This is a genomic window from Pyrinomonadaceae bacterium (assembly GCA_036277115.1).
In the GTDB taxonomy this organism is placed as follows: domain Bacteria; phylum Acidobacteriota; class Blastocatellia; order Pyrinomonadales; family Pyrinomonadaceae; genus UBA11740.
In genome coordinates this window covers 731463-754169 of sequence record DASUNM010000027.1, presented here as the reverse complement: position 1 = coordinate 754169, position 22707 = coordinate 731463, and the positions used below count along the sequence as shown (strand labels likewise).

Below are 22707 nucleotides of genomic sequence, written 5' to 3'. Positions count from 1 at the left end.
TGAGCCAGTCATCTCCCGCTTTGCGCGGAATAATCCCGCGCCGATTTTACGATGGGTTTAAAGAGCGTGTTTGCTAATCGCCCCGGTGAGATAAAAGGCGCGATCAGGGCCCCGGCAAACAACTTTGCTTTCCACCTTAGCCTCGGCGCAAACCAGGTGGCTCTCATCAGGTGTACTGTGGCGCTCAACGAATTTGGCGGATGTGGCTGGCTGACTGCAAACTCGGCTTCTTCCTGCGCGCGAAGCTCCTGATTAAGCCCGCGGATCTCCTTGCTTTCGATGGAGCCGGCGAGTTTCTTTCGGATCCGCTGTCCAGCCTTATGCATTCGCCGGCGATTCTGGCTGGAACTGGTCGAGTGAATTCGGATCAGCACACCAGTGTCTTTCAATTCAGCAAATTGAAAACGAGCGCCGGCAAGCGCACACCGCAGCCAATAATCCCAATCCTCCGCCGGTGGCAGTCCTTCGTCGAACAGGCCAACTTTTTCGCTCAGGCTGCGCCTCATCAGCGGCGCGCTGATGACCATGGTATTTTTGCGCACCAGCGATTCCAATAAAGCGCTGCCACTGCCGGAAATCTGGGGCCACGAATGATTGTCGGGCATTGTCCAGCTTAGGTGTTCATTTTTTTGCGTCGTGAAATAGTTTGCGCTTCCGTAAACGAGGTCAACGTCGGGATGGCTGTCCAGATAGCTCACCTGTCGTTCCAATTTATGCGATTCCAGTAGATCGTCAGCATCGAGGAACTGAATGTGCCGGCCTGCACTCTTTTGCAGGCCAACATTCTTTGCGGCAGCTTGAAGCCGGGTTTGCTGCTGAGGAAAATATTTGATTCGTGAATCACGTTCGCAATAAGCTTTTACAACCTCGGCCGTGTTGTCAGTTGAGCCGTCATCGACAATGATGCACTCCCAATCGGTGAGCGTTTGCGCCCGCAGGCTGTCCAGTGTTTCACCAATTAGCCCGCCGTAGTTGTGCGTCGGAATGATGACGCTGACGAGCGGACGTCTACCTTCTTCGGACTCGGCAGCGTTCACTGTGGATTTGAGCGGCATGCGCGCAATTCGGACTAAACTGGTTTTTGGTTATTCACTGGCCAGCCGATCGTAAAACGCAGTCACTCGCGTGCGCACTTCATCACGATTGGCAATGCGATTGACCAGTTCCAGATTACGTTGCGCGGCAGCGTCAACCAGTGTGTCATCCGTCATCGCCCTTACGAGTGCGCCGGCAATTTCTTCAGGATACAGGTTGCGCGCGAAAAGTACGTTCTGTTCTTCCTCAACCACCCCCAGGATCGTCTCCAAAGGCGAGACAATAGGCAGGGCGCCTGCGGCCATCGCCTCGAACATGGAATTTGGCGTTCCGTCCACGAGCGACGGAGCAAGCATTACGCGGGCACGGGTCATCGCCCGAAGCGCCTCAACCCTCGGAACCCGGTCGCGAAGGCGACACGACCGGCGCATGTGTTCGGGGAGCGTCCAGTAATACATTTTTGTATCGGGCGTCGTCGCCAGCATTTCCACCTCGCACGGTTGTATTCGATCCCAGCATAGCTTGAGGGCCTCGAAGATCGGCATCGCCTTGGACCACGGCCACTCGTAAACCTTAGGCCAGAGGATCACGCGACGCGTCGAAGGCGGACCCTCCCACCTGCTCGATAAGTCTTTGATGTCGATGCCGCCCGTGCCGGGGACCGTCCCGATGCTCGAAAGTTGATCCTCGCGGACTCCCAGTTCGCGCGCGATCCGAAAGTTCTGAGTGTTGTCGCTCAACAGCTGGTCGCACGCACGCAGGACTTCGCCAATCTTTCCGCGCAGCGCGGGGTCGAAATGAGTCCAGGCGAGATCGGCCCCACCCCGGGCCTGCAACACCCACTTGGACTCGCGCCCGACTGGATAAGTGCGTCGGACTGCGAAATAAAACTCAGCCGCTTCGAGCGAGAAAGTGTGGACGATGTTAGGTTGCCAACTACGAATTATCCGGGCCAGCCATTCTTCGGCATACCGGATGCTGTTCCACGTCCGCCGCCTGGCGCGCGCCCAGCTCCTGTCAATCAGGCGCTTAACCTTTCCTTCATCTACCAGACGAATCCGCGTCGCATGGTTGAGAGGTCCGTTCTCGTAGGCGGTGATGTAGGTTCTTACATGCCAGGAATCCGGCGGGGACATCATGCGGGGCGGGACAAAAAGCCGGACGTTGAAAGGCGCGTTCTCTAAGAGGTCGACCCAAGCGTGTGTGTGTGTGCTGTCACCAGGCCCGATAAAAAGAATTCTCGGCCGGCCGGGGTATGTGTCTGTTTCAAAAGAGGAGGTCATCTTCGCCGGTTTGTCTGGAGCTAGCCCCCTCAATCAGAACCAGTTGTCTAGCTAAAACTGACGTGTGGGTTCTGTCCAAGCCAAATGCCGAGCACGAGCAGGAGCCAGAGGGCATTTGAGTTGTCACGTTCCTCGCTGTGTATGCCCAATTGCGCGCGCACCTCGTTCGGGTTGAAGAATTCGTGGAGCCGACTGCCGCGGTCGAGTAACACCGACTCAAGCATTTCGCGGGCAGGCTGTCCGGGCTGGAACCAGAGGTCTCGTGGAATCGCAAAGCCCTGTTTCTTGCGGTTTACGAAGTCAGAAGGAAAAGTCCGGCCCAGGATCTTCTTCAGAAGGTACTTAGGTATGCGCTCTGACGAGCCGTTGCGTCCCAGCCGCTGGTCGAGCGGCAAACGCGCGGCCAATCCCATCACGCGCACGTCTATGAGCGGTGTTCTCACTTCCAGACCGTGATACATACTAGCCACGTCAACCTTGGTCAAGATGTCACACGGAAGATAGGTATGGTGGTCGAGATACTGTGCGTAGGCCACGCGATCGTGGCGACGTGCGCGCCGATCAGCTTCTTCAAAGGCTTCGCAACCACGAGCGATCAGGCCGTGGTGGTCGTCGCGCCACAGTGCGCGGCGGCTCGCTTCGTTCACGTAAAGGAGTATGTCCTCCCACGCGGCCAAGTCATGCCACGAACCGGTGGTCAGTCGTGTCCGCACCGCCTGTCGCGCCCAATAGAACGAGGCCCGCAGTCCGCGCCGCGAAAAATCCTCACGCGCGAGGCGCAGTGGGTCGGTTTTCATCCAATGGTCGTACGTGCCGTAGCCCGCGAAGCCTTCGTCTCCGCCGTCGCCTGAAAGAACCATCGGGACGTGCTCGCGCGCGAGTTTCGAGACGTGCCAGGTAGGAATTGCCGAGCTATCGCCGAAGGGCTCGCCGTAGTGCGCGATCAGTTCAGGCAGGAAGTCTAACGAATCGTCTTCAACCACTTTCGTGTGAAGCTCGATTCCGCAACGCTCGGCGACCTGTCGCGCGTAAGCGAGTTCCGAATACTCCTTTTCTCTGAAACCGATAGCGAAGGCCTGAACGGGGCGGTCAAGGATCCGGCTCATCTTCATCGCCACGAGCGAAGAATCTATTCCGCCTGAAAGAAACACTCCGAAAGGAACGTCGGCGACGAGGTGGGCTTTCACCGAATCGGTGATGACCGCATCAGCCTCTTCTTCCCACTCCTGGTCCGACCTTCCGGCTTCGGCACGGAAGTTTATGTCCCAATATTTGATCGGTGCGCCGCAGGGGCCGTCAAAGTCCAGCAGCAGATAGCTGGCCGTTGGCAGTTTGTAAACGTCCTGGTAAACGGTGTGCGGCGTCGGTATGTACTGATAACGAAGGTAGAGTTCCAACGCCCAGAGGTTTCCGCCAGGGACCTGATCGTCCACTTCGCGCAAGGCGGCGAGTTCCGAAGCGAACGCCAAATAGCCTGCGCCAACCCGATAGTAAAGAGGCTTGATGCCGAAGTGATCGCGCGCGAGAAACAGTTTGCGGTTGCGGAAGTCGGCGAGGGCGAAGGCGAACATGCCGCGGAACTTCTTCAGACAGTCAGCGCCCCATTCCTGATAAGCATGGATGACTACCTCAGTGTCGGAATTCGTGGTGAAGCGATGACCTCTGCTCACGAGCTCTTGCTTCAGCTCGCGATAGTTGTACATCTCGCCGTTGTAGGTGAGCCAAAGCGTCTCGTCCTGGTTGGACATGGGCTGATGGCCCAATTCAGGATCAATGATGGCCAGCCGGCGATGACCCAACGCGACATTGTCGCGCCGCAGTATTCCCACCCCATCGGGTCCGCGGTGTGCGATGGCCGCAGTCATCCGATCGATCTCGGACTGGTCTGGACTTGTTCCATTCCAGCGCACGATGCCAGCGATTCCACACATAGTTCTAAAGTCCGGATCCGGCCACAGCGGAGGCGGGCATCTTAGCCCGAGCCTCGACCCCGTTACCCCCGTAACTAACTTCCAGTTCAACCAGCCCACATGATCGCAAACAAGCTTCGATCTGTTCACGAGTGCGAAGGTGTTTATAGTAATCAGTCAACGCGTCGTGTGTGTCAAGCACCGACCATTCGCCCATCAGTTGATCGCCGAGTTCCGGGAAAAGCTCGAGATAATCAAGGAAGGGTGAATGTTTCAGGAGCGCAGCCCGCAAGCGCCACAGGCCACGCTTTGGTACCCATTTCAAAGACAGACGGTGAAGGGGAAGCAGCGCACGGGCCAATCCCAACGTCAACGGTTTAGCCAGCGGTGCGGGTAACCGGATGAGAATACGCCGCAGATTTCTCTGCAGGAAGTTCTGAACGTAATAGGGCGAGTAATGGTCGATGACCAGCGTTCCGCCCGGCTTAATGTAGCCCGCGAGGGCCGCGATGGTCTCTTCGGGCGATGGTGTGTGCTGGATGACTCCGATGCAGAGGACGAAATCGAACGACCGCGGCAACACCGGGACGCGAAGCGCGTTGGCCTGGCAAACGAAGTAGTCAGGCCATTGATGACAGTTTTCGTAGTTGGCTTCGACCGCGCGCGACAGGTCGCAGGCAAACACGTTCGCGCCGGCGTCGAGCAGCAACTCGGTGAAACGACCGGCGCCGCAACCAACTTCGAGCACGCTCTTGCCGCGCACTACCTCGAGCGAACCGCCGAAGCAACGCGTGAGTCGGTCTTTGGAAATAGTGGTGCCGGTGTAGGAGTCGAGTTGCGTCTTTTTGAATTTTTTCCACTGCAGCCCGAACGCCGAGGCATAGTTTGTAGAGTCAACGAAACGCGGAATGCCGTTCACCACCGGCACGCGGCAACCGCTCGCGCAGGTGAGGACGGATGCGTCTTCGATTTGGCCGCCGCCAGTGGTTAGCGGCTGCGCATGATCAAGACAGCGCAATTCATCAGGCACATGCATGTTGCGTTCAGACAAACTCCGGAGAATTCAGGCCAGGCGTCGCCGTGATATTAAGCTCGGGATGCACGTGCCACCAACCGACCCTCAGCGCGCTTCATTACTTCCCGCCAGCAAGGTTGCGTCGGGAGAGACGCGCGGTGCCGGCAACTTCTTCGTCAGTCCCTTGCTAATCAGAGACAATATCTTCTGATACATCAGGCTTGGGCCAAACTCTGCGTCGATGCGCAAGCGGTTGGCGGCCCCTATTGCGCCTCGCGCTTCGGGATCTAAAGCCATCGCTACAATTCGTTCCGCGAGTGCTTCAGCGTCGGCCGGAGGCGCGAGCAGCTCATAGTTTTGCGGGCCCACCGCTTCACGTATTCCCGGATAATCCGTACCGACTACTGCCAATCCGGCGAACATGCACTCCAGCACGCCATTGGGACAGCCTTCGTAAACGGAGCTGTGCACGCCGAGGTCAGTCGCGGCCAGCAATCCGGCCAGGTCCTTCACCGGTCCCAAAAACCGGACCTCTCGACCCAGTTCCAGGTCATAAGCCAGCGCCTTCAAACTGAGATGTGTTTCGTCAAAGCGTCCTGCCAAAAGCAGCACGGCCTCTCGATTCATCGCGCGCAACCGGTCGACAACGATTCGCCAGGCTTTCAAGAGCGTTACGTGGTCCTTGAATTGCTGCAGGTTCGCCACCATGCAAGCCACAAAACATTCGTCGCTCACGTCGAGTTGCTTGCGCCACGTAGCGCGGTCCTGGGTTGCCGGCGGAAGCTGCACACCGTTGTGCACCACGTCCAGGAGTTCCCGATTAACACCGAGGTGCTGCACAAGGAAGTCTGCGCCGTGCTCTGAGTTGGCGATGAAGTGTGGTGTTAAGCGCACGGCCAACTTTTCCGTCCACGACCCCAAACGATCGCGCCCCTCGCAGCGTTGATTCCAAAGACAAACGCGCGCGCCGGTCCATCGCCATACCAAACCGCACGCCACGCTTTGAAAGAACATGAAGGGCAGAATGACGTCGGGCCGGGCGCGTCGCAGCGCGTACGCGAACGCGGCGAGCCGTCTGGCCTGCTGGCGCCGGCTCGGCGACCAGGGCAAAGGCACCGGCATACTGCGCCAGGTCACGCCGTACTCCTCGCAAAGTTCCGCCGCCCGTCCCGGCTCTCCATATCCCCACACTTCAACCTCGGCTCCTTGTTCGTGGGCAAGGTGGCGGGCCAGAAGGAGCGCCTGCCGCTCGGCCCCGCCGAGTTCAAGCGGACCGATGACGATGATTACGCGAGTACCGCGCGGAAGTGCGGCGTCGACGCTTTGGTCTTTCTTGGGCATTGATACCGGCGCGCAACAAATCTTCAGGCGGGCAGCGAGAACAGGTAAATGTTATTGCCACCTTCGGGATTCTCTTTGACCCTTTCGAGGACGAAGCCCCGCGTGCCACAGAAGTCCACGACTTCTTCTTTACTGGCGACCTCGTAGGGCAGACCGCCCAGCCAGTCGATGATGTCGTGATAAACGTCCATGCCGCGGCCGTCTTTCTCGTTCCATTTAAGCGGATTGAGGCCCGCTCTCCGTCGATCGCGCATCACGCCGGCGATGTACTTCCACACCATGATCTTCTTTTCGAGCCTTGATGCGCGGTTGTACTTTTGCTTGAGCGCGAGGTGCTCCGCGTACTTCGGCCCCTTAACGTAAAGGGCAATCCAGAACAGGCCGCCTCTTGCAACTCGCGACGAGGCGTTTGCTATGGCTTCCCACATCGCTCCCGTGTGATGAAGCACGCCCCACGAATAGACAATGTCGTGCTGGCCGAGACCGCCGATAAAGTCAGGATCCAAAACCGAGCCATGCGTGATTCTCCAATTCTCGGGCCGCCCCGCCCTCTCCCACATGACGCGGGTAGCTTCGACGCTTTTCGGGTCGACATCCATTGAAACAATGTTCTTTGCGCCCAGCTGATAATAGCAGAGCGAGTGGATGCCGGAACCGCATCCGATGTCGAGAATATTCTTACCGGCCACGGTGCTTGCCCCAAGCCACTCTTCGATGTCAGATCGGGCGCTTCGGATCGCATCCTCAGAGACATTCGCGACGTAATCACTCCAATTCTCACCGAACGAGAAGGTAATCTCGTCGCTGATGGCAGAGTCTATGGCTGGCTTAACTGACGACATATCAATTGTATTGGGATTCACCTTCGAGATAACGGTATAGGAGATCCAGGGACTGCGCCGGTGGGCCTACCCCACGGTCAACAACGCTACCAAGTGCCTGAATCGATGTGAAAAACTATCACAACGCGCGATTTAATCCCAAGCGGTAACGAATCGAACTCTGAATACGTCGTAGCAGTTTCCGCGGAAAGGCGCCGAGGGACGCGGGCAGTATTCGCCATCCCCAAATACCGGACGCTACCAGGGACATCGAATGCCGCAGGGCCTGATCATACATATGCTCGTCGCCGAGTCTCTCAAACAGCAACGTGTATTGCAAAAGCAGGTGCTGGTCGAACTGGCGCCGCCGCTGGCGGTCGTTTGCATGGCGGGGGCGCGTCTTTCGCAGGGCATAAATTGCCTTTTCGTGCATCCGGATTTCATTACGCGAAAAATTAGCATCGTGGACCAGATATTCGACCAGAGGCTCGTTTATGAAACCGAGTTTGATTTCCGGCAGACAGCGAATCCACATTTCGTAGTCGTCGACCGGCGCCGCCTCGCTATCGAATAGACCAAACCTCTCGAACAGTGACCTGCGAATCATAACCGAACAAGTGCACATGAAATTCAGTTTGAGCATCAAGCCAAAAACGTCGATGCTTGGATCAGTGACGCTGCGCGCCGCTTGTTCCACGATTTCCGGGAAGTCAGCGCTGTGCGGAAAGCGTTGCTCGTTGTGAACGATGAATCCGTTGGTGCCCACCAGATCGCAACGGTGCTCAAGCGCGAACCGGATTTGCTTCTCGAGTTTCTCTGGCAGCCAGCGGTCGTCGTGATCGAGCAGGCATATCCATTCTCCGGTTGCCGCCAGAATCCCGGTGTTTCGCGCGCCGGCAATTCCCTGATTCTTCTGTGAAACGTACCGGAACCGCGGATCCGTCAAATAAGGCTCGACTACGCGCGCGGTGTCGTCCGAGGAGCCATCGTCAACCAGGATTGATTCCCAATTCTGATAGGTTTGACCGATGATACTCTCGAGTGTCGGTCTCACAATAAGGGCAGAGTTATAGAGCGGCGTAATGATCGAAACCTTTGGTTGTGGCAAAAGCTCACTCATGCGGATTTGTCTCGCCTTAGGTTACCGACTTACGGCGCGCGCGGGAAAGGTGCGGGCAGCTTGCGTAGTTTCTAACCGGGTCAGTCGTGGCCCAGTAACTTCCTGGCCGGCCAGGTCAAGGCGCGGCCAATCCGGTAGGCCCGCGATTGGATCACGGCGTTTTCACCGTTCTGCCGGGCGCTGTCGAGGGCCGCTTCGAAGACTTGCCAGCCGGCATAGAGACTAACCGGCAGGGCCGGCAACGGAGCATCCGACGCCACACACAAGTTGTAAATTGGTCGCTGCAACTCTGCGAAAGCAGTTAAATCTTCGAAGCCGCCTTCGTAATGCGTGAAACCGCGCGCATCATCCTCGGGGGCGATCAGCGAGCCGTAAAAGATCTTCTGCGAAAGACCCTCGACATTGGCGAAATATTTCCTGACCAGCACATGAAATTCTTCCCGGTAAAGTTCTTTCACGTGGAAAGGATTATTGATTTGCGGATCTTCTGAGTAGTTCAGCTTGTCAGGTGAGGAAATGATGAGCATCCCGTCCGAAGAGAGAACGCGCTTGATTTCACCCATCATCTCGTCATGGCGATCGTGATGTTCAATTGTTTCAAAGCTGACAACAACGTCGCAGGACGCCTCCGGCAATGGAATTGAATCAGCCGCCCCCTGCAGAAACTTGAGATTGGGGCGACGGTACTTCTCACGTGCGTGCGCCACGGTCTCGTCAGAAATGTCCACGCCGGTAACACTTTCGGCGACGTGCGCGAGCAGGCCCGAGCCGTACCCCTCTCCGGAGGCAATGTCGAGGACCCGTTTGCCGGAGCAGAACTGCAGAGCCAGGCCGTATCGGTGCAGATGTTCGAGACTGTTGTCGCCGTAGCCGGTTGTTAGCAACCGTTCGCCGGTCGCCGACAGATCTGATCCAGTGGGTACTTTATCTGACATGCGCGCACCTTTAACCGTCAACGCGCCGGGTGGTCCAGTCGAAAATCGGTCTTACGGCGCCCGGCATTACGCCGGCAAAATCACCGCGGGCGGAATCACCCTCGAGGCTGTCGGCGACGCGGAAGCTAACGGCATCGCGCTCGAACGCGTGGACCACCATTGGATAATATGTGCTGATGGCGGCCGTGATGACTTGCCGGCCTTCGGCCAGAAAGTTTCCCGGGATCCAGATCGTGCTCCTGTAGCAACCACGTTCGCGCGGAGTCTCGCGCGCTTCCTTGCTCAAATCCTGAACCACAAACAGACAGACGCCTTCGTCGTTATAAAAATGATAGTTCGGCACGAGCACCGAACCCGGTTCGAGAACTTCATATGTCATTTCGACGCCTACCGGCCGGCGAATGTCCACGGTGCTGGACGTGCTTTCATTCTCATCGACGACTCTCACCCGCAATAAGCGAACAACCTCGTCGCCCGGGGCCTTCACGCCGTTAGTCCAGGCGCGTTCGGCGCCGGTGCCGCGACGCGAACCCAGGTAGTCTTCGATCACCGGGTGCGAAGGACCGTCATTGACGACGCTGCCATCTGAGAGAAGAATGACGCGTTGGCAGAGCCGTGATACTGCGGCCATGTTGTGTGACACGAAGAGCACCGTTCGTCCTTGCGCGCCAACGTCCTGCATCTTGTTCAAGCACTTCTGCTGGAACCCCATGTCGCCCACCGCCAGCACTTCATCTACCACCAGAATTTCAGGTTCGAGGTGAGCGGCAACTGCAAATGCCAGCCGCACGTACATGCCGCTGGAATAGAACTTGACTGGTGTGTCGATGAATCTGCTGATCTCGGCAAAGGCAACGATCTCGTCAAATTTTCGCTTCATCTCAGCCCTTTTCATGCCGAGGATGGCGCCGTTGAGATAAATGTTTTCGCGCCCGGACAACTCCGGATGAAAACCTGTGCCGACTTCCAGCAAACTGGAGACGCGACCATACAAATCGATGCGGCCAGTGGTGGGTTCGGTAATCCGTGAAAGGATTTTGAGCAGAGTGCTCTTGCCGGCGCCGTTGCGGCCAATGATGCCGACAACTTCTCCGGGGGCAATATCGAACTCGACATCTTTGAGGGCCCAGAAAGTTTCCTGGGCCTGACTGCGGCCATTCCGCGCCCAGCGCAAGGGGGCTTGCAGGGCACCTGCGAGGGCCTCGCGCAAGGTTGGGTAATTCGTCGTGGGCCCCCCGATGCGGTATTGCTTACTGACGCCGCGGGCCTTGATGATCGGTTTCATGAGAGTATTCCCTGCGCCACTAGATCACGTCCGCAAACTGCCGCTCCATCCGGCGGAAAACAAAAATCGCACAGGCGAGCAGCAGCAGAGCGACGGCCGCTGAGATACCGAGCGATTGCCAGTCGAACGTGTTTCGGTACAAGGCCGAGCGAAAACCTTCGGCGATGCCGGTGATCGGATTCAGCGCCATCGCCCAGCGCCACTTGGCCGGAATCATCTGGAGGGGATAAATGATTGGCGAGAGGAAAAACCAGATCTGTAACGCGAAGGGAAGCACAATCCGGATGTCGCGGTATTTCACGTTGAGTGCCGACATCAGCGTGCCCAACCCCAGCGCTAGGATGGTTATCAGTCCAATCAGCGCCGGCAGCATGATCAGGCCCGTTTGAAGTCCGATTCGCCAGTACACCATCAACCCGGCAAGCACTATCAGGGAAATTGCCAGATCAATCAGGACCGCGCCCACCGCGGCGATCGGAACGATCAGCCTCGGGAAGTAAATCTTGGTAACTAATCCCGAACTATTGACGAGGCTGTTAGCGCCGAGGCCGACCGCGGTCGAAAAAAAAGTCCAGGGCAACAGGCCGGCATAAGCGAAAAGAGCGTACGGAATCCCTTCGTCCGAACCGATGCCCGCGAGCCTCCCAAAAAACAAACTGAAAATCATCATCATCAGGAGCGGCTGTAATATCACCCATAGAACGCCGACCGCCGTTTGCTTGTACCGCACCTTTACGTCCCGCCACATCAGGAAATAAAGGAGCTCCCGGTATTGCCAGATCTCGCGTAGGTTGATCCACCGAAACTGGCTTTTGGGCTCGATCACCACATGCGGTAGCTCGGCATCCTCGGCTGGATGTGGGCCAGGCAGTGGCGCGGGGGATGGTGGCCGTTCAGATTTTTCCGGCAGAAATGATTTCAAGATTTCACTGCTATCGTTGGTTGACATTCGTGGTTGGCGCGAAGGATGGCAGTCTAGTCAGACAACCGGAATAAGGTCAAGCGGCCCGCCCGAAGCCATGCGCGTCGAGACAGGAAAAAACCCCTGCCCGCCAGTGCGGCAGGCAGGGGTGAAAAAACGACGAGATGTACTCGTTGTTATATCTTAATCGGAGCAGGAACATTGGTCACGGCGCCGCCATTCTGGTCGGTACCGTTACCCTTGACCTTGTTGTCACCGAACGATTGTACGGCGCCACCGGTAAAGCTGATCCCGTTGCCGTTGCCAGTAATGCGGCAGTTGGCAATGCGGGCCGTCGAGGCTGCGGACACAATCCCGCTGGTGTTCGACGCAAGGACGCAGTTATCAATATCCACCTCTAACGAGCCCGTGGCGATTTCGATGCCGGACGTGGTGTTCAGAGTGGCGGACGAGTTGGTGATAGTCGCGCGGCAGTTGGTCGAGGAAAGGAATCCCCTCGCGTTGCCGTCGAAGCTCGAGTTATCGACCGTCACGAGTACGCCGCCGCCCACGGCGGTGTTCGACGCCCGGATGCCATTGCCCGTGTTGCGGGTGATGGTTGTGTTCGTCACCCTCACGTTCTGGTTGCCTGTAGCCAAGCCCGTCAAGGCGATGTCGATGCCGTCGCTGTTGGTGCCGTTGCCACGGAAGCCTGAGATGACGCAGCCCTCCACGTGCAGCGCCTTACCGGCGACGAAGCGGATGCCGTCAAAGCCCGTGCCCGCTCCCTGAATCGACAGATTGCGCAGATTGACGATGATTGTGTTCGGGGTAGCGGTCGCGCCATCATTGACGTTAACGCCGTTGGTTCCGGCAGCGAGAATTGAGCCGAAGCCGGCCCCGTGTGTGCCGTCAATGGTAATGCTCTTGGTGATGGTCACCGCACCGAAACCACCTGGATCGAGCGCGTCAATCTCGCCGTTATTGGCGGTCTTGGAAATAGCACCTGCGAACGTCTTACAGGGCGCAGTGCGGCTGCAGGGATTGACGTCGTCGCCGACGCCTGATACCCAGGTGCGGGTTGCCTGCGCCTGGGCCATGGACGCAAACGCGCACAAAAATGTCGCGATTACGAATAACCTAAAAGTGAACCGAAACTTGTTCATTTGGAGTCTCCTTTTTCTGTTGAAGTTTGGGGATGGCCGCCAGTAGAACACGGACCTGTTCCGGCCACTGTTGCGCCGCGTTTACCGAGATGTCGACCAAATTTCTCTTTCATGATGAAAGCCTGTTAATAAGCCGAGCTGGAGCGCCGCACTTGGCGGCGCCCAGCCATGTTTCTACTTGAATTTGAAGAGCGCCGTGTGAGTACTGCCGTCATTCAGCTTGACTACCAACACACGACACGTTCCTGCCCACGAACTTTCAGTCTTCCAGCTGTAGTGATACTGGTCTGGGCTGTAAGTCAGCGTGCTGCCGCCAGAGGTTACCGTTCCCTCAACGTCAGAGAGCGGAGCCGAAGTATCACAGGCAATCTGCTGCGATAACGGATATCCGGAAGCAAATATACTCAGGCCCTTGTTGCCACTCAGGCTGAACTTGAGCGGTATGGCCCGTCCCGCGTTGACGCTGTTTAGCGTCGGCGGATTGTTCACCGGACTGAAGAAACCGGTGAAGTTGTAGAGCACCGTGATCGTAAACGTGCACGATGCCGTATTGCTGTGCGTATCCGTGGCGGTGGCGGTTACCGTCGTCTCGCCTACCGAGAAGGTAGAGCCGGACGCGATGCTGTAACCGATTGTCGTCCCGCCGCAGTTGTCACTGGCTGTCGCGGCTGGATAGGTCACCGGCATGCTGGTCGCTGTCGAGTTAAGCGGCAGGTAGACGGTGATATTAGCCGGGCAACTAATTGCCGGTGGCGTCTTGTCGTTGACGGTAATCACCTGGGTATCAGTCGCCGTTTGGCCAGTGCGATCCGTCGCCGTGTAAGTAACGGTTGTGGGTCCGACCGGGAAAATATTTCCGGCGGGCACACCCGAACGCGTTACGGTGACGCCTGGGCAATTGTCCGCGGCGACCGCGGAACCCAGGGTTGCGTCACCAATGTACGTGCCACATGAGGCATCCGTAGCCAACGTGTCCATGGTCACATCGTTGGGCGCCGTTATGGTCGGCGGCGTCGCCGGACTCTCAGCGATAGTGACATGCTGAACCAGCGTGGTTGAGTTACCCGCAGCGTCCGTCGCCGTGTAGGTAATGTTCGTAGTGCCGGTCGGGAAGTAGAAACTGTCGCAGGTCCGACCCGGATTGCCCGGGATAGGACAAGCAATCTGCGGCAGACCTGTACGCGAGATCGTTACCGCGTTCGTACAGTCGTCGTCAGCAGTTGCGACTCCCAATTCATCGTCCAGCAGAACGGCGCATTCAGATGTCGAGAGACTGATGTCCGCCGGGATGTTCAAGGTGGGGGCAGTCACGTCCGTCCCACCAGTGGTGTTGATGGTGATGATTTGGACGCAGGACGCATTGCCCAGCGAGTTCGTGGCCGTCCAGGTAATCGCTGTCTGGCCGGCTGGGAATGGATCCGTGAGCGCCAAATGATCACTGCGCACGCCCTCATAGGTCGTGCCCACGCCACCCACGGTCGGCGTGCCAATCTCGGCCGAACTGAGCGTTCGCTCACAACCCGCGGTAGCTGTGTAAGTCTTGTTGGCGGGACAAGAGATCGTCGCCGCGTCTGCTGAGGTAACAATGACGCGCTGTGTGCAGGTCGCCATCGTCCCGTATTGATCGGTTGCGGTCCATGTGATTTCTGTGGTGCCCACCGGATATGGATCGCCGATGGCTCCCTGGTCGCTGCGCGAACTACTCAGGATGGCCCCGCTGCCGGTGAACGACGGCGGAGTTACGGAAACCGAAGCGCTTGACTGGCCGCTTGCCGCTGCCGCTGTTTGATCCGCCGCACACGAAATTGTTGGCTGCGGCGTATTCACAACCGTCACGTTAAAGTTGCAGCTTGCGCCCGATCCCGTGGTAGTTGTTACTGGAGTTGTGCCGACTGGGAAGAAAGTGCCGGACGCCGGGGCAGAGGTCATGCCACTGCCGCAGGTGCCGAACGCCTCAGGCGCGAAACTTACAGTCGCGCCTGGATTGTTTCCACCATCAACCGCATTCGTCCCAACCGTAATGTTGTCCGGGCAGGTGAGCGTGCACGCCGGCGGATTCGGATTCGACGTTACCACTGTCGTCGCACTTTCCGCGGGATGGGTGTTGCTTGACGGGAACTGATCGCCCGTGTCGCTTCCGACGTTGACGCTGTCCTGGTCGCTAAGCTCAAATCCGTTGGGAACGTTTGTATTGATACGGTAGACGACCGTGAAGGTCGCCGTCTCGCCCGGCGCCAACTCACCGCTCGCTGAGCAGTTGGTGGTGCCCGCTGCTCCTTCTGACGGAGAAACGCAATTAAACGTCAGCGGAGTGTCCTCAAAGGCTATCGGCGAGTAGGATCGGTCGAACGCTCCCTCGATCGTGTCCAGGTTTCTCATGGACTTATTGAATCCTGAACTCATGAACGAATTGTATCCGCCAAACAAGAACTCCTGATTGGGCAACTCGTTGGACGCAAGCACCGTGTTTCTGGTGAAAGATCTAAAAGTGGTATTGGCCAGCGTTAAGTCCGCCAGCGTCGGATTCGTTGCCGGGTTCGGCCCTGCGTTGAAAATAATGACTTGGAAGGTTATGTCACTTCCGGCGGTTGGCGGATTAATTTCCGGTAAGAAGGATTTCACCACCTGAAGATCTGCGAACCGGTCTGCCAGCAAGTTGCTCTTACTAACGGAAATCGCCAATCGCTTAACTATGTTGGCGTCCGGGTCGATCAGCGAGACCGCCCAGGTCCCGATATTATTGACCGTTACCCCACCAATCGATTGGGTTAGACCCGCCGGCAGCGTATAGCTGAGCTGCACCGAGTTATCAGTAACGTCCAAACGCTCGACGGCAAAGCCATCCGGTGTTGACAGTTGAACGCGTCGCAGCGGAAATTCGTCGCCCGAAAGGCCCGACACTTTAATACAAACTCCTTCGCCCAGATTGAAGGAACTCTTCGCGGTCGTACAGTTCGAAGCGTAGGTCGCAAGAGTAACCCCGGCATCAATGACTTCGAATTCGGTCGGGATTATCGAGCTATCCGAGGGATCGGCGATCGTAGCTTTCCAGCCACCGGTAACCGTAGGCGTGTACAAATAATTATGGGTCTGATTGTCGGGAATAGTCGGGCTGCTAAACGCCACGGTAGAGCCCGGGGGCTGAAGCCAATTAACAAAACGGTTGTTCTCCGTCACAAAGCTAACCTTGGCACACACTACTTCGCCCAACACGAAAGTAGTTTTGGGATTTGCGCACTCCGCGTCGTAAGTCTGAATTATTTCCGGCGACGTCGTCGGAGCCGGTAAGGGCAAATTAGCCCTTCGTCCCGCAACTACAGATGCTTCGGTGCCGGTTACTTTCCTGAGTCCTTCCGTCGCTCGACTTACTGAGGCTGACCCGACGGAATACAGGGGTAGAGCGAAAGCCGTAACGGCGAGAAGGAAAGTGCCGATCAAAAGCGCAAAATTAGGGCGCGGGGCAGGCTGGCGGCCAGCTTCGATTTTCATGCGTGGGTCTCCTTACAGCTACGTTTGTTGAAAATTCAGCTCCCTGCGGGGAAATGCGCGAGGTTAAATCAACGTCGAGCGATCTGTGGCAAAGGCTGAAATCACAGGAGTCCTTGCTGGACTAGAACTGAGGCCGCGTACTGTAGCCGCAGTTGCATTTGTCCGTCAAGAGTTTTTTTAGCGTTTAGTGCGTCAACTTGACGAGTTACATTCTCCTGCTAAATCTTTTAATAGCGGCGCAGTTCTGGGACGAGAGTGAGAAGTTTTTTTGCGAACGAAGGGCTCTGAACTAACGCTTCGACTTCTGCAGTACTGCACGAAACTCAGCATCAAGCCGATCGATGCATTGATTGCGCTCGAGGTTCACGATGGCTAATTGTTTGACCACTTCGTCTTTTTGATCCATCGGAACTTGCTCGAATTCGTAAACCTTTTCCTGTACGTGCCATAGCCGGCAGTTGACCGCCGCGAGCTGCGCGAACAGCTCCCCGATCGTCCCCTGAAATTCCGGAACCGGATTGCCATCCTTTTTGTAAACCTTATTCGCAGCGAAGGTCAGCTTATTGATGGGAATCTCGCCCGCCAGTGCGGCGGCGACAAATTCATTCATCTCGTCCTGAAGTTGCTTCTGCTGTTCTTCAAGACTACGCGTGCGCTCAGGATCGTCGGTGTGCCACAACTTCAGTTTGACTGTGGTCAGCTTGTCCGCGAGTGTTCCGAGGGTCTCTGCCATTTTTAGTTTTTTTTACGATTAGGTGGTCGGCGAGTGGATTAGGCGCCTTCCGCGCGCAACATCTGAGGCGCATCCAGCTTCCCTATCAGCGATTCGCGAAAGTACGAGACGGTGCGCTTCAACCCTTCCGCCAACTGCACATTCGGCGACCACTCGAGCAACTCTTTGGCGCGCGTCAGGTCCGGACGCCGTTGCTGTGGATCGTCAGCCGGCAGCGGGCAGTAACGCACCCGTGCTGCTACTCCGGTAGCGCGCCCCACCTCGTCCGCAAGTTCACGCATGGTGAATTCGTTGGCGTTGCCGATATTTACCGGATCGTGAACGTCGATAGATGAGTGCGAACCTTGTTCGACATTCATTAGCCGGACGATGCCTTCGATTAGGTCATCGACGTAGCAGAAAGAGCGCGTCTGCGTGCCATCGCCATAAATGGTCAGTTCTTCGCCACGCATCGCCTGCACAATAAAATTCGAGACGACGCGACCGTCGTTCTCCAACATACGTGGTCCATAGGTGTTGAAGATTCGCACGATGCGGGTGTCGACGTGGTTCTGGCGGTGATAGTCCATCATCAACGTTTCCGCCAGACGCTTTCCTTCGTCGTAACAACTGCGAATCCCGATCGGGTTCACGTTCCCCCAGTAGCTTTCGGGTTGCGGATGGACTTCCGGATCTCCGTAAACCTCCGACGTTGAGGCTTGCAGGATTCGAGCGCGCACTCGCTTAGCCAAACCCAGCATGTTTATGGTGCCCATCACATTCGTCTTCACGGTCTTCACCGGATTGTATTGATAATGGACCGGGGAAGCCGGGCAAGCGAGGTTATAAATCTGATCCACTTCCAGGAGGATTGGCTCAGTCACATCATGCCTCACCAGTTCGAAGCTATGATGATCGAGCAAGTGCATAATATTTTCACGACGCCCGGTGAAAAAATTATCCAGACACAGAACTTCGCGACCGTCTCGAATAAGGCGATCGCACAAATGCGAGCCGAGAAAACCTGCACCGCCCGTGACCAGGACCCTCATGGCACGTCAAATTACCGTGCTGTTGCTGAAATTGCAAAGCACTTAGATCGGGCAAAGACTCAAGTGTTGGCGGACGAACCGGGAAAAAGCAGGCGGGTCGATTCCCCGCCGGCAAGCGCCGGCAGTGCTGTCAATGTTACTATCGCGCACGACCTCAATCCTTCGATGCTCTGGGAGGTATTCGAAAATAACTACCCAAAACGGTTTGAAGAAGCTTTTTGTTACCGGAGGCGCCGGCTTCATTGGTTCGGCATTCGTGCGGCTGGTGCTTGCAGAGCTGCCGTCGTGCCAAATCATCAATTTCGACGCGCTAACCTACGCCGGAAATCTCGAGAACCTGGACGGCCTGGACGACTCAAGACAGAAGTTCGTTAAGGGAGACATCTGCGATCGCGCGGTCGTGCTCACGGCTCTCAAAGAGGACGTTGACGCGATCGTAAATTTCGCCGCAGAGTCGCACGTCGATCGCAGTATTCATTCAGCGCATGAGTTTATTAAGACCAATGTCGCCGGGACTCAGGTTTTGCTCGATGCTGCGCGCGAACGCGGAGTTAGACGCTTTGTGCAGGTGTCCACTGACGAAGTCATGGGCAGCTTGCCCGAAGACGAGAGCGCTTTTTTCACCGAAGCCTCGCCGTTTGAGCCGAACAGTCCCTACGCAGCTTCGAAAGCGGCCGCCGAACATCTGGTGCGCGCGGCGAATCACACATTTGGCCTGGACACCGTCATCACGCGATGCGGGAACAACTATGGCCCGCGGCAGTTTCCGGAGAAGTTCCTGCCGCTGATGCTGGCGAACGCTTTCAATGATGAACCGATTCCCGTTTACGGTGACGGTCTCAATGTGCGCGATTGGATTTACGTTGACGATCACTGCCGCGCAATTCTTCAGTTGCTACAGCGAGGTCGTTCCGGGGCGATCTACAACATTGGCGCGCGCAACGAAAGACGCAACCTCGACGTCGTGAACAGCGTTTTGGACTTGCTCGGCAAACCGCGTTCGCTGATTCAATTTGTGAAGGATCGTCCGGGGCATGATCGCCGCTACGCCATCGATCCTTCCTTGATCGAAAGTGAAGTGGGCTGGCGTCCGCGTGAGACATGGGATAGCGGCCTGCGCAAAACGATCAAGTGGTATCGCGATAACACGGCCTGGATTGAACGAGTGCGGAGCGGCGCGTACCGCGAGTATTACGAACGCCAGTATGGACTGGAGGCAGCCGCACGTTGAAGGTCGCGATTACGGGTGCTGGAGGACTTTTGGGCCGCGCGGTCAAGACTCATTGCGCCGCACAAGCCGACGACGCGCACGCCTTCGATCACAAAGCGCTGGACATCGCCGACGCCTCGGCGGTGAAAAGCCGGCTGGGAGACCTCAAGCCTGACGTTGTCTTCAACTGCGCCGCCTGGACCGACGTGGATGGATGCGAGTCCGATCCCGACCGGGCTGTGAGCGCGAACGCGCTCGGGCCTGAACTCCTCGCTGCGACCTGCCGCGAGATTGACGCGCTGCTGATCACCATTTCAACTGACTACGTTTTTGATGGCAGCAAGGACGGCTTTTACACGCAACGCGATCAAGCCAATCCGATCAGCGTGTACGGGCGCTCCAAGCTCGAAGGTGAACGTCGCGCGCAAACTGCTTACGCGCGAACGATCGTCGTGCGCAGCGGATATATTTTCGGTGCTGGCGGAACTAACTTTCTCAGCACGGTTTTAGATCGCGCTCGCCGGAAAGAACCTTTGAAAGCGATTTCGGACATGACCGGCACCCCGACTTACGCACCTGACCTCGCCGTCAGGCTTCGCGAACTCGCCGCACTCGACTTGCCCGGCACTTATCACGTCGTGAACGCGGGTGACGGGACCAGCTTTGCCACGTTCGCGCGCACGGCACTCGAACTGGGCGGGATCGATCCTGCTCTGTTGCAATCCAGCACGCTGGCGGAACTAAAAAGGCCGGCCCCAAGGCCCCGTAACTCACGACTGAGATGCTTGCTCTCGGAAGCCATTGGGCTGAAGCCGCTGCGGGGCTGGGAAGCAGCCTTGGAAGACTTTGTTACATCTCAACCGGTTACCGACGAACCACCGACGGCCGCCGCCACACCGGCAAGTTAAGGCCTTTAAGAGCGAAGTGTCCCAGGCTGGCGCCCGCCGCCCTTTTCGGCTTGCCTCGGTGAAACGGTCTGTTATTATGATCGTTCGGTTTTCGAGGCCAAAAGCTTAAAGAAGTAGGATTTAGCACTATGACCCAAGACGAACGCCTGCTCCCGGTACGGCCGGGGCGTGACGCAGACACCTCACTCGCGGAGATTGCCCACGGCCGCGGGTATGGAAAATATAGCCGCTACGGCAATCAGATTGCTGAGACAAACGTCCGCGAATATCTTCACATCGTCCTCAAGCGGAAATGGCTGATCTTGAGTTTGGTGCTGGTAATCACTTCGCTGGTGACCATCCAGGCGTATCGCGAACCCTCAATCTATCAGGGAAGCAGTACGATTCGGATTGAGGCAAAGCAGGGGAGTATTCTGCAAACTGGTGGCGGACTCGTCATTAACCCAACCGATCCCAACTTCTGGGGCACACAACTGAGGCTGTTGCAGAGTCCCGTGCTCGCACGCCAGGTAGTACTGACGCTTGACCTGCCAAACAACCCGGATTTTCTGGGTGGCCAGGCGAACGGCGGAGTGTTCTCTTCCCTCAACCGGCTGCTCGGACGCGAACGAACCAAGCCCGGAAAGGCCCAGGGTCAAAACACGGACGCTGATCCCGTGGGCGAGAACGAAATGCAGCTACGGCAACTGACCGCAGAGCAACTCGCGGCGCTGGAACCGTACGAAGACGCAATCGTCGCCGGCCAGGTAATCACGCCGATCGAGAAGACTAATCTCGTCGTCATTAATTACACGCATACGAATCCTCAGCTGGCCAAACAAATCGCCGACACGCTCGCCGAGGTGTTTGTACACAACAATCTTGAGCGCCAGGAACTCGGCATGAGCAAAGCTGAGCTCGCGCTCGCCCAGCAGATCGCAACTTTTCAAGAGAAGGTGAAGACCGAGCGCGACCAACGTTTCAACTTCGCGAAGAGCAACAATCTTCCGCTCGGGCCGACGTCAATAGATTTGGAGAAGGAGCGCGAGCGAGGTTACAGCCAGCAATTGCTGGATGCAGAAAACCGGCGCCGTAATCTGGAGGCAGCCTACAACGCAGCGAAGACCGCCGACGATCCCTTCACGAATCCAGCTGTCCAGCAGGACGAATACATCCGAAAGCTTCGCGATAAATTGAGCGACCTGAAAGAAAAGCGCGAAGCGCTCCTTCAGATCTATACGCCTGAATGGCCGGAAGTGAGAAAGATTGACGCGCAGATCAAATCCACTGAAGCCGATCTGAAAAAAGCGCCGGTGCAGGTCCTGGCCTCGATGAAAAGGAATTTTGAAGCCGCGCAGGCCCAGGAAAGGAGCTTAATCAGAGCTTATGAGGGCCAGCACGGCAAAACAACCACGCGAACCAAGGCCGAGATCGACCTGGCGGCGATGACGCAACAGTTGGCCACTGACGAGCAGTATCTGAATACACTGCTGCAAAAGCAGCGTGAGCTGAATGCGACATCGGGCGACGGCGGCACGAACGTCTCGATCGCACAGATGAGTCGCGTGCCCCAGGCGCCAGTCGGCCCGGCGCGCCTGCGCACCATCATTATCGCTTTTCTACTTTCGCTGATGGCCGGCGTGGGCCTGGCATTCCTCCTCGACTTCCTCGATGACACGGTGAAGTCGTTGGACGACATCGACCGTTACGTTCACTTGCCTGCGCTGGCGCTCATCCCGGCGGCGCGCAGTGAAAAAGGACGATTGACTGCGGCTGAAGCAGCCGCGCAGTCTCCAAATGCTTCGACCGCTTTGGCGATGGTTAATGATGTCCGCTCGCCGATGGCCGAAGCGTACCGGCACTTGCGCACGTCGCTGTTGCTGTCCTCCGCCGGCACTCCGCCCAAGACAATTCTCGTAACGTCGAGTCAGCCGTCGGAAGGTAAGACGACGACCGCGGTGAATACTGCGTTCATGCTGGCCCAGACGGGCGCCCAGGTTTTGATTATCGACTGTGATTTGCGCCGGCCACGGCTGCACGCGAATTTCAACCTGTCGAATGCCCGCGGGCTCACTAATTTTCTTTCCGGCGAATGTCCAATTGATGACGTTCTGCAAAGCTATGAGGGCATTGCGAACTTAAAGCTGTTAACTTCCGGCCCAGTCCCGCCGAATCCGGCTGAACTTCTGGGCTCGGAAGAAATGCGCAAGTTGCTGAGCAGCCTGACGGAAAGATTCGCGCACGTCATCGTCGATTCGCCGCCGGCGATTTCATTTACCGATGCGTCAATTCTTTCGACTTTTGTTGATGGCGTGATTCTGGTCGTGCATGGCGGACGCAGTTCGCGTGCGGTCGTGCGGCGCGCCAAGCAACAGTTGCTGGACGTGGGCGCGAATATCTTCGGTGTCGTGCTGAACAACGTGAAGGCAGACTCGCATGAGTACTACGGCGCGGGGTATTCGGCCTATTATCAAAGCGAGTACTACACCTCTGAAGACGAGGGTGACGAGAGCGCGGCTGCTTCCGCCCGCTGATACTCTAGTTT

17 protein-coding genes are annotated in these 22707 nt (G+C 57.1%); 3 read left to right on the top strand and 14 right to left on the bottom strand.

Translation table 11 applies throughout. The annotated features are described in order from the left end of the window. Positions 1-8 precede the first annotated feature (8 nt). From VFX97_19595 to VFX97_19530, 14 genes are all read right to left on the bottom strand, one after another. On the bottom strand, positions 9-1055 hold the full coding sequence (locus tag VFX97_19595; GenBank protein HEX5705414.1) for a glycosyltransferase family A protein: 1047 nt from the start codon (positions 1053-1055) through the stop codon (positions 9-11). A gap of 30 nt (positions 1056-1085) precedes the next feature. Then, entirely contained in the window at positions 1086-2174 is a 1089-nt protein-coding gene (locus VFX97_19590; GenBank protein HEX5705413.1) for a glycosyltransferase, read from the bottom strand. A gap of 191 nt (positions 2175-2365) precedes the next feature. Beyond that, entirely contained in the window at positions 2366-4249 is a 1884-nt protein-coding gene (gene asnB / locus VFX97_19585) for an asparagine synthase (glutamine-hydrolyzing) (GenBank protein ID HEX5705412.1), read from the bottom strand. Between the two features lie 4 nt (positions 4250-4253). Then, on the bottom strand, positions 4254-5279 hold the full coding sequence (locus VFX97_19580; GenBank protein ID HEX5705411.1) for a class I SAM-dependent methyltransferase: 1026 nt from the start codon (positions 5277-5279) through the stop codon (positions 4254-4256). 69 nt (positions 5280-5348) lie between these two features. After that, positions 5349-6584, bottom strand: coding sequence for a glycosyltransferase (locus tag VFX97_19575; GenBank protein ID HEX5705410.1), 1236 nt, complete (start codon positions 6582-6584; stop codon positions 5349-5351). A 23-nt stretch (positions 6585-6607) separates the two neighbouring features. Continuing rightward, the gene (locus VFX97_19570; protein ID HEX5705409.1) at positions 6608-7426 is read right to left on the bottom strand and encodes a class I SAM-dependent methyltransferase; all 819 of its coding nucleotides are present in this window, start codon (positions 7424-7426) and stop codon (positions 6608-6610) included. 118 nt (positions 7427-7544) lie between these two features. Continuing rightward, positions 7545-8525, bottom strand: a complete 981-nt coding sequence (locus VFX97_19565; protein HEX5705408.1) for a glycosyltransferase — start codon at positions 8523-8525, stop codon at positions 7545-7547. A gap of 80 nt (positions 8526-8605) precedes the next feature. Continuing rightward, complete coding sequence (locus VFX97_19560; protein ID HEX5705407.1) at positions 8606-9460, bottom strand: class I SAM-dependent methyltransferase; 855 nt, start codon at positions 9458-9460, stop codon at positions 8606-8608. 10 nt (positions 9461-9470) lie between these two features. After that, a complete protein-coding gene (locus tag VFX97_19555) occupies positions 9471-10745 on the bottom strand; it encodes an ABC transporter ATP-binding protein (GenBank protein ID HEX5705406.1) in 1275 nt (424 codons plus the stop codon). Positions 10746-10764: 19 nt separating this feature from the next. Beyond that, complete coding sequence (locus VFX97_19550; GenBank protein HEX5705405.1) at positions 10765-11694, bottom strand: ABC transporter permease; 930 nt, start codon at positions 11692-11694, stop codon at positions 10765-10767. A gap of 149 nt (positions 11695-11843) precedes the next feature. Continuing rightward, positions 11844-12812 carry a right-handed parallel beta-helix repeat-containing protein gene (locus tag VFX97_19545; GenBank protein HEX5705404.1) on the bottom strand — a complete coding sequence of 323 codons (969 nt, stop codon included), beginning with the start codon at positions 12810-12812 and terminating at the stop codon, positions 11844-11846. Between the two features lie 174 nt (positions 12813-12986). Then, a complete protein-coding gene (locus tag VFX97_19540; GenBank protein ID HEX5705403.1) occupies positions 12987-16301 on the bottom strand; it encodes a PxKF domain-containing protein in 3315 nt (1104 codons plus the stop codon). Between the two features lie 289 nt (positions 16302-16590). Then, positions 16591-17034, bottom strand: coding sequence for a hypothetical protein (locus VFX97_19535; protein HEX5705402.1), 444 nt, complete (start codon positions 17032-17034; stop codon positions 16591-16593). Between the two features lie 38 nt (positions 17035-17072). Further along, positions 17073-18065 carry a UDP-glucuronic acid decarboxylase family protein gene (locus VFX97_19530; GenBank protein ID HEX5705401.1) on the bottom strand — a complete coding sequence of 331 codons (993 nt, stop codon included), beginning with the start codon at positions 18063-18065 and terminating at the stop codon, positions 17073-17075. Between the two features lie 205 nt (positions 18066-18270). Between VFX97_19530 and rfbB the strand changes: the two genes are divergently transcribed. The 3 genes from rfbB to VFX97_19515 all read left to right on the top strand — a co-directional run bounded on the left by rfbB (position 18271) and on the right by VFX97_19515 (position 22696). Further along, a complete protein-coding gene (gene rfbB / locus VFX97_19525) occupies positions 18271-19296 on the top strand; it encodes a dTDP-glucose 4,6-dehydratase (protein HEX5705400.1) in 1026 nt (341 codons plus the stop codon). Next, positions 19293-20183, top strand: a complete 891-nt coding sequence (gene rfbD, locus VFX97_19520; protein ID HEX5705399.1) for a dTDP-4-dehydrorhamnose reductase — start codon at positions 19293-19295, stop codon at positions 20181-20183. Before rfbB ends, rfbD begins: the two co-directional genes overlap by 4 nt. Positions 20184-20311: 128 nt before the next feature. Next, positions 20312-22696: a polysaccharide biosynthesis tyrosine autokinase gene (locus tag VFX97_19515; GenBank protein ID HEX5705398.1), complete on the top strand. Its 2385-nt coding sequence runs from the start codon at positions 20312-20314 to the stop codon at positions 22694-22696. The last annotated feature ends 11 nt before the right edge of the window (positions 22697-22707 follow it).

What these genes read in the sequence shown, in the direction of transcription:
- VFX97_19560 (HEX5705407.1), bottom strand. Translation starts at nt 9,460, where the DNA reads ATGTCAGATAAAGTACCCACTGGATCAGATCTGTCGGCGACCGGCGAA.
- VFX97_19540 (HEX5705403.1), bottom strand. Translation starts at nt 16,301, where the DNA reads ATGAAAATCGAAGCTGGCCGCCAGCCTGCCCCGCGCCCTAATTTTGCG.
- VFX97_19595 (HEX5705414.1), bottom strand. Translation starts at nt 1,055, where the DNA reads ATGCCGCTCAAATCCACAGTGAACGCTGCCGAGTCCGAAGAAGGTAGA.
- asnB (HEX5705412.1), bottom strand. Translation starts at nt 4,249, where the DNA reads ATGTGTGGAATCGCTGGCATCGTGCGCTGGAATGGAACAAGTCCAGAC.
- VFX97_19590 (HEX5705413.1), bottom strand. Translation starts at nt 2,174, where the DNA reads ATGATGTCCCCGCCGGATTCCTGGCATGTAAGAACCTACATCACCGCC.
- VFX97_19535 (HEX5705402.1), bottom strand. Translation starts at nt 17,034, where the DNA reads ATGGCAGAGACCCTCGGAACACTCGCGGACAAGCTGACCACAGTCAAA.
- VFX97_19555 (HEX5705406.1), bottom strand. Translation starts at nt 10,745, where the DNA reads ATGAAACCGATCATCAAGGCCCGCGGCGTCAGTAAGCAATACCGCATC.
- VFX97_19550 (HEX5705405.1), bottom strand. Translation starts at nt 11,694, where the DNA reads ATGTCAACCAACGATAGCAGTGAAATCTTGAAATCATTTCTGCCGGAA.
- VFX97_19570 (HEX5705409.1), bottom strand. Translation starts at nt 7,426, where the DNA reads ATGTCGTCAGTTAAGCCAGCCATAGACTCTGCCATCAGCGACGAGATT.
- VFX97_19545 (HEX5705404.1), bottom strand. Translation starts at nt 12,812, where the DNA reads ATGAACAAGTTTCGGTTCACTTTTAGGTTATTCGTAATCGCGACATTT.
- VFX97_19530 (HEX5705401.1), bottom strand. Translation starts at nt 18,065, where the DNA reads ATGAGGGTCCTGGTCACGGGCGGTGCAGGTTTTCTCGGCTCGCATTTG.
- VFX97_19515 (HEX5705398.1), top strand. Translation starts at nt 20,312, where the DNA reads ATGACCCAAGACGAACGCCTGCTCCCGGTACGGCCGGGGCGTGACGCA.
- VFX97_19565 (HEX5705408.1), bottom strand. Translation starts at nt 8,525, where the DNA reads ATGAGTGAGCTTTTGCCACAACCAAAGGTTTCGATCATTACGCCGCTC.
- VFX97_19575 (HEX5705410.1), bottom strand. Translation starts at nt 6,584, where the DNA reads ATGCCCAAGAAAGACCAAAGCGTCGACGCCGCACTTCCGCGCGGTACT.